Here is a 2515-nt window from a genome sequence, read left to right on the forward strand (position 1 = left end):
CGCCTGCCCCTTGCCCTCTTGCAGCCGGAACCGGCAGACGCGCCCACCGGCCCGGAGCCGGAGGCCCATGCCTGCCACGGCTGCGACAACTGCGGCGGGTGTGGGAAGTGCCAGCATGAAGAAAAGCAAGCCTGAACCCATCCCCGTCATGGACTACCGCCAGTACCGCAGAGCGCGGCGGCTGGTACATGAGTGCTGCAACTATGACGGCGGCAACTGTATCGCGCTGGACGATGGGGAGGAATGTGTCTGCGTCCAGTCCATTTCCTACTCCCTGTTGTGCCGGTGGTTCCGGGCGGCGGTGCTGCCGCTGGACAGAGAACTGGAAACGGCCCTGTTCCACCGCCTGGACGCCAAGCGGTGCGCCGTCTGCGGGGCGCTGTTCACCCCCGGCTCCAACCGGGCCAAATACTGCCCGGAATGTGCCGGGCGCATGAAGCGTATCAAGGCCGCCCAGCGCAAGCGCAAACAGAGGGCTAAGTGTCACGCTTTAGGGGCCGAAAACCCCTTGTAAATCAAGGACTTTTTCGAGGGTGTCGGCGGGGGCCTGATAGATTTATCCTCTGCCCCCCAAAACGGCCCTCTAAATGCGTACAGAAGCCCAAAACGAACCCCAAGGAGGAACCCATGTCAGACAATCGAAAATATTACTACCTGAAACTCAAAGAAAACTATTTTGACGATGACTCCATCGTGCTGCTGGAAAGTATGCAGGACGGTGTGCTGTACTCCAATATCCTGCTCAAGCTGTATCTGAAATCCCTGAAACACGGCGGGCGGCTCCAGCTTGACGAGAATATCCCCTACACAGCGCAGATGATCGCCACCATCACCCGCCAGCAGATTGGCACTGTGGAGAGGGCCTTGCAAATCTTCCTGAAGCTGGGCCTTGTGGAAGTGCTGGACAGCGGCACTTTTTACATGAGCAATATCGAACTGCTGATCGGACAGTCCTCCACCGAGGCCGAGCGAAAGCGGGCAGCGAGGCTTCAAAACAAGGCTCTTTCCGCGCCTCGGACAAACGGCGGACATTTGTCCGACATTCGTCCACCAGAGATAGAGATAGAGTTAGAGAAAGAGATAGAGATAAAGAGAGAGATAGAGAAGGGACGCCCCGCCCGCGCCTATGGCCGTTACCAGAATGTTTTCCTGACGGACGAGGAACTGGCGGACTTGCAGGCCAGTTTTCCCACCGTATGGGGCCAGTACATCGAAAAGCTGTCCGAGTATATGGCTTCTACCGGCAAGCGGTATCAAAGCCATGCCGCCACCATCCGGCGCTGGGCCGGTGAGGACGCGAAAAAGGCGGCCCCGCCCACCCGCAACCGGGATTACAGCGTAAAGGAGGATGAAACCGTATGATGGAGATTACCGCAGAAATCCGGGCGCTGATCGACAAGGCAGCCGCCGGTGTGGAACTGGCCGGGGACGAGTACATAGACCCGGCAGACGGCCTCATTCACTGTAAGAGGTGCGGCGGCCAGAGGCAGACCGTTGTGCCATGCTTTGGGAAACCCGGCTACTTCATGCCCCGCTGTATCTGCCAGTGCCAGCGGGAGGCCGAGGAACAGCGCAAGGCCGCCGAGGAACGGCAGCGCCGCATGGAGCGTATCAAGCGCCGGAAGGCCCAGGGCCTGCAAGACCGCTATCTGTACGACTACACCTTTGCCAACGACAACGGCCAAAATCCTCTGATGGACAAGGCACGCGCCTATGTGGAGAACTGGAAGGAGGCTTACAAGAACAACACCGGCCTGCTGCTGTTTGGGGATGTGGGAACCGGCAAGTCCTTTTTCGCCGGTTGTATCGCCAACGCTTTGCTTGACCGGGATGTGCCGGTGCTGATGACGAACTTTCCCACCATTCTGAACCGCCTGACAGGGATGTTTTCCGAGGATAGGGCTGACTTTATCGCCAGCTTTGACGAGTACGACCTGCTCATCATTGACGATTTGGGTGTGGAGCGCAGCACCGAGTATGCGATGGAGCAGATGTTTTTCGTCATTGACAGCCGCTACCGCAGCCGCAGGCCCATGATAATCACCACCAATCTGAAGCTGGCCGAACTCAAGAACCCGCCCGACCTGGCCCACGCCCGTATCTATGACCGTATCCTGGAACGGTGCGCCCCGATCCTCTTTGCGGGGAAGAACTTCCGGGAGGAAAACGCCGGAGCCACCAAGCAGGCGGCGAAAGACATTGTAAACCGTAAGCATGAGTAATTTTTTGCCGGACGGTGCAGCCCCGCCCGGAGAAAGGAGCGCCATGAGCGAAGAAACCCGCACCATGCAGACCATAGACACTACCCCGGCCAGAGCGCCGGAGGACGCCCCCGCGCTGGTAAAGAAAATAGGCAAGACCACCTACAAGGTGCGCGTCCATTTCAGCGATACCAGCACTGAAACCATGAGCGATAAAATCAAGCGTATGCTCAAAAACGAGATACAGCAGATGTGACCGGCTGATAAAGCCAGCCGCCTTGTGTTAAACTGATGATGGTACACACCAAAACTTT

The 2515-nt window shown here is 57.9% G+C and carries 4 protein-coding genes; all 4 read left to right on the plus strand.

The window, feature by feature from the left end; translation table 11 throughout:
- The first annotated feature begins 115 nt into the window (after positions 1–115).
- The 4 genes from ACYQ0H_RS12300 (at position 116) to ACYQ0H_RS12315 (ending at position 2457) form a co-directional block, all read left to right on the plus strand.
- Positions 116–514: a cysteine-rich VLP domain-containing protein gene (locus ACYQ0H_RS12300; protein ID WP_087221679.1), complete on the plus strand. Its 399-nt coding sequence runs from the start codon at positions 116–118 to the stop codon at positions 512–514.
- Between the two features lie 113 nt (positions 515–627).
- Positions 628–1362: a phage replisome organizer N-terminal domain-containing protein gene (locus ACYQ0H_RS12305; RefSeq protein WP_087989415.1), complete on the plus strand. Its 735-nt coding sequence runs from the start codon at positions 628–630 to the stop codon at positions 1360–1362.
- Entirely contained in the window at positions 1359–2222 is an 864-nt protein-coding gene (locus ACYQ0H_RS12310; protein WP_204882648.1) for an ATP-binding protein, read from the plus strand. The genes ACYQ0H_RS12305 and ACYQ0H_RS12310 overlap by 4 nt, the downstream gene beginning before the upstream one ends.
- 64 nt (positions 2223–2286) lie before the next feature.
- Positions 2287–2457, plus strand: coding sequence for a transposon-encoded TnpW family protein (locus ACYQ0H_RS12315; protein ID WP_459813173.1), 171 nt, complete (start codon positions 2287–2289; stop codon positions 2455–2457).
- Positions 2458–2515: the final 58 nt, after the last annotated feature.

The sequence above is a fragment of the Hominimerdicola intestinalis genome (genome assembly GCF_054655215.1).